General features: G+C 35.2%; 5 protein-coding genes. All 5 read left to right on the top strand.

Annotated elements, in window-relative coordinates; translation table 11 throughout:
* Window positions 1-193 (top strand): quinolinate synthase NadA (locus ENL20_02025; protein ID HHE37332.1); only part of this gene is annotated, 193 nt, incomplete at its 5' end.
* 18 nt (window positions 194-211) lie between these two features.
* Window positions 212-688 carry a hypothetical protein gene (locus ENL20_02020; protein HHE37331.1) on the top strand — a complete coding sequence of 159 codons (477 nt, stop codon included), beginning with the start codon at window positions 212-214 and terminating at the stop codon, window positions 686-688.
* 84 nt (window positions 689-772) lie between these two features.
* Complete coding sequence (locus ENL20_02015) at window positions 773-1,795, top strand: flippase-like domain-containing protein (GenBank protein ID HHE37330.1); 1,023 nt, start codon at window positions 773-775, stop codon at window positions 1,793-1,795.
* Between the two features lie 74 nt (window positions 1,796-1,869).
* The gene (locus ENL20_02010) at window positions 1,870-2,598 is read left to right on the top strand and encodes a glycosyltransferase (GenBank protein ID HHE37329.1); all 729 of its coding nucleotides are present in this window, start codon (window positions 1,870-1,872) and stop codon (window positions 2,596-2,598) included.
* Window positions 2,599-2,775: 177 nt separating this feature from the next.
* Window positions 2,776-3,395: hypothetical protein (locus tag ENL20_02005; GenBank protein ID HHE37328.1), on the top strand; the 620-nt coding region annotated here is incomplete at its 3' end.

Genomic DNA, 3,395 nt, shown 5'->3' with positions numbered 1-3,395 from the left:
GAAGAAAGTCCTGATGTCACATTTCGATGCTGATTGTCCGCTGGCAAATATGAAAACAACCGAAGATTTGCAAATTCTAAAAAAAAGATATCCGGAAGCAGAAGTTGTTTGCTATGTCAATTCTGCTGCTGCTCTGAAAGCAGAAAGCACGATTACCTGCACTTCTGCGAATGCCAATCAAATTATTTCTTAACTTCCTGAAGACAAAAAAATTATTTTCATTCCTGATAAGAATATAGGTCAATGGGCAGAATATAGGAATAATCGCAGACTGATCATGTTAGATAGTTATTGTTATGTTCACGATCAGATTTTAATTGATGATGTTCTGAATAAAAGGAAAAAATATCCTGGCTATTCTCTGCTGGTCCACCCGGAATGCAGGTTGGAAGTTTGCATGTATGCGGATAAAGTCTGTTCAACCAGCCAGATGATCGATTTTATCAAAGAAAATGATGAAGTCATAATCGGAACGGAAACCGGACTTTATGAGCAGATGAAATTCAGGTTTCCGCAGAAAAAACTGGTTCCGTTAAGCAGGAAAATGATTTGTGATGATATGAAAAAAACAGATTTAACAGGTGCAGTGCAGGCGTTGGCAGAAGAAAAATATGAAATAACAGTTCCTGCCGAAACAATGAGAAAAGCAAAGAAATCTCTGGATAGGATGTTTGAAATGCTAACTTGAATCAGACTCGACTTCAAAGCGAAGCGTGGAGTTGAGAATGATTCAAAGATTACCAGTAAACTGAACTCCATCTAACTGAAGTTGATGAAGTCCAGTCATTTATTTCGAATATTACGAGTAAAAATGAAAAAAAGAATTTTAACAATAATCCAACTACTCATTTCAATTGGACTTTTAACATTAGTGATCCTCAAATACAACATCTCTCTTTTCGATAACATCCGGAGTCTCTCGAATCCGAATTTTTTATTTATTTCTTTAGGAATTACCATCATTTTTATTCCGCTTTCAGCCGCTTTCAGATGGAAAATTTTGCTCAAATATGCAGGTTTGAACGAAAATATTTTCACTTTGATTAAAGTTAATTTCATCTCTATTTTCTGGGGAATTTTCCTCCCTTCTTCAGATGGATTCGCTGCGGTCAGGATTTACCAGATCGAGAAAAGACATCCGCAAAATCCGGGAAAATCTGGAAGCACGGTTGTTGTTGAAAAATTGTTTGGCTTCCTGCTTTTATGCTTTATTGGAATTATCGGAACTTTAATCATAAGTGATTTGCAGAACATTTTCCGCTTACGATTCATTTTATTGTCTCTAACTTTACTCGTTTTACTGGTTCTGATCTTTGCTGCCAACAACAGGATTTACAATTTTCTGATCTCAAAATTTGAGAACATTTTCTCCAAAATCAAAATCTTTTCCTACCTGCAGAAACTCCATAAATCCTTAACAAAATTTCCATATTTAAGAACTTCCTATAAAGTATTTCCCATAATTTTACTCGTTCAGATGCTGACTATTCTGAATGTTTTCATTTTATTCAGAGCAATGAATATTCAAAAACCTCTGATTTTCTTCATTGCGATTATTCCTATAATCCAGATTATCTCTTTGATTCCGATAACGATCAGCGGTTTCGGAGTAAGAGAATCCGCGTTCGTTTATTTTTTCGGATTATTAGGAATCGATCCTTCGATCTCGTTCACGGTTTCAATTTTCAATTTCCTCATCTTGACCGGAGTTCCTGCTTTTATGGGAGGAATGATCAGTATTTCCAGGCAAATAAAGAAAACAAATTTGTTGCGAAAACTTCCGAAGTTTGAGTAAAAAAGAAATATGAAAATATTAAAAAAATCCGTGACCATCCGTTCAATCCGTAATATCCGTGTTCTATCTGAATTATGAAAAGTTTATCGCTTGTCGTGCCGGTTTTTAATGATGAAAAAGTTATACAAAAATTCTATCAAAGGCTAAAACCGGTCATTGATTCTCTCACTCAAAATTATGAAATTCTCTTTATCGATGATGGAAGTGAAGATAATTCTTTCCGGATTTTAAGAAGTCTTCAACAAAAAGATGAAAACATAAAAATTCTGAAACTATCAAAAAATTTCGGACAAGCAAATGCCATTACTGCCGGTTTGGATCATGCTCGAAACGATTTGATCGTAGTGATGGATTCCGATTTGCAGGACAGACCGGAGGATATTACTAAAATGATTTCCTGTTTGAAAAAAAACGATGTGCAAATGGTTATTGCTAACTGGATTCACAGAGATGAACCTTTTTGGAAAAAGTTTATTTCCGATTGTTTTGTTTTTTTCTCAAACTTCCTGACAAACATCAAACAGCCGCAACACGCCAGAGTTTTTCGAGTTTTCACAAAAAAAGCACTCGAAACAGTAAAAAAAATTCCTGATAAGTCTGGAACGATCTTGAGCAGGTTTTATCGAGCAAAGATCAAATACTCAACAGTCGCTCTACAGCGGGATAAAAGTTGTATCAGGAAAAGTAATTATAATTGGAAGAAATTGTTTCAGCTCGCTTTTGACAGGATCCTTCCAAATTTGAGAATCAAGATTTTAAGAGTAGAAAGAAGCCCGAAATATGTTATTGAGAAAATTGTGTAACTCAAACAATCCTGTTTGATACAAAACCTTGAAAATGGCTTCCACCAGAGGAATTCTTGCAAATTAGCCTTTTCAATGGTTTGAATTTGTGATGAAAAACCATTGAAAAAGTTTAGCAAGAAGAAAATACTTTTAAACTTTTTCAAGGTTGGAAGTAAATTTTTCGCGGGTAAAAAAATGAAAAAAATCAGTGTTGATCAGTGCAAGTCAGTGGCAAAAAAAGTTATCATTCTCGGCGGTTTAGGAAACGGTTCGGTCATAGCCAATGCAATTCTCGATGCTAATCAAAAAGGATTCAAAGATTATGAGTTTGCCGGATATTTGAATGATCGCATCAATAAAGGAGAATCGATCGAAAGTTTCTCTGTTTTAGGAAAATTAACAGATGTTCAAAATTTCATCAAAAAAGGCTTTTATTTCATCAACACAATTTACAAGATAGACGGACAAAAAAAGAGAATCAAATTATTCGAAAGTTTAAAAATTCCGGATAAACGCCTAGTAACTTTCATCCATCCAACAGCTTATGTTGCTCCTAATGTCAAGATCGGAAAGGGAACAGTTGTGATGCCGAATGTCTCTATTTCTTCCGGAACAAAAATCGGAAAATGTTGTCTGGTAATGGTCGGAGCAACGATCGGTCATAACAATAAAATCGGAAATTACTGCCATTTTGCTGCTCAAAGTTGCACGAGTTCTTTCGTCAAAATCGAAGATGGAGTTCATCTCGGCTTGAATTCGACAGTTCGTGAAAACCTGAAAATCGGAAAATATTCGACCTTGGGAATGGGTTCTGT

This window comes from Candidatus Cloacimonadota bacterium, assembly GCA_011372345.1.
In the GTDB taxonomy this organism is placed as follows: Bacteria; Cloacimonadota; Cloacimonadia; order Cloacimonadales; family TCS61; genus DRTC01.
This window is presented reverse-complemented; position numbering and strand designations above follow the sequence as displayed.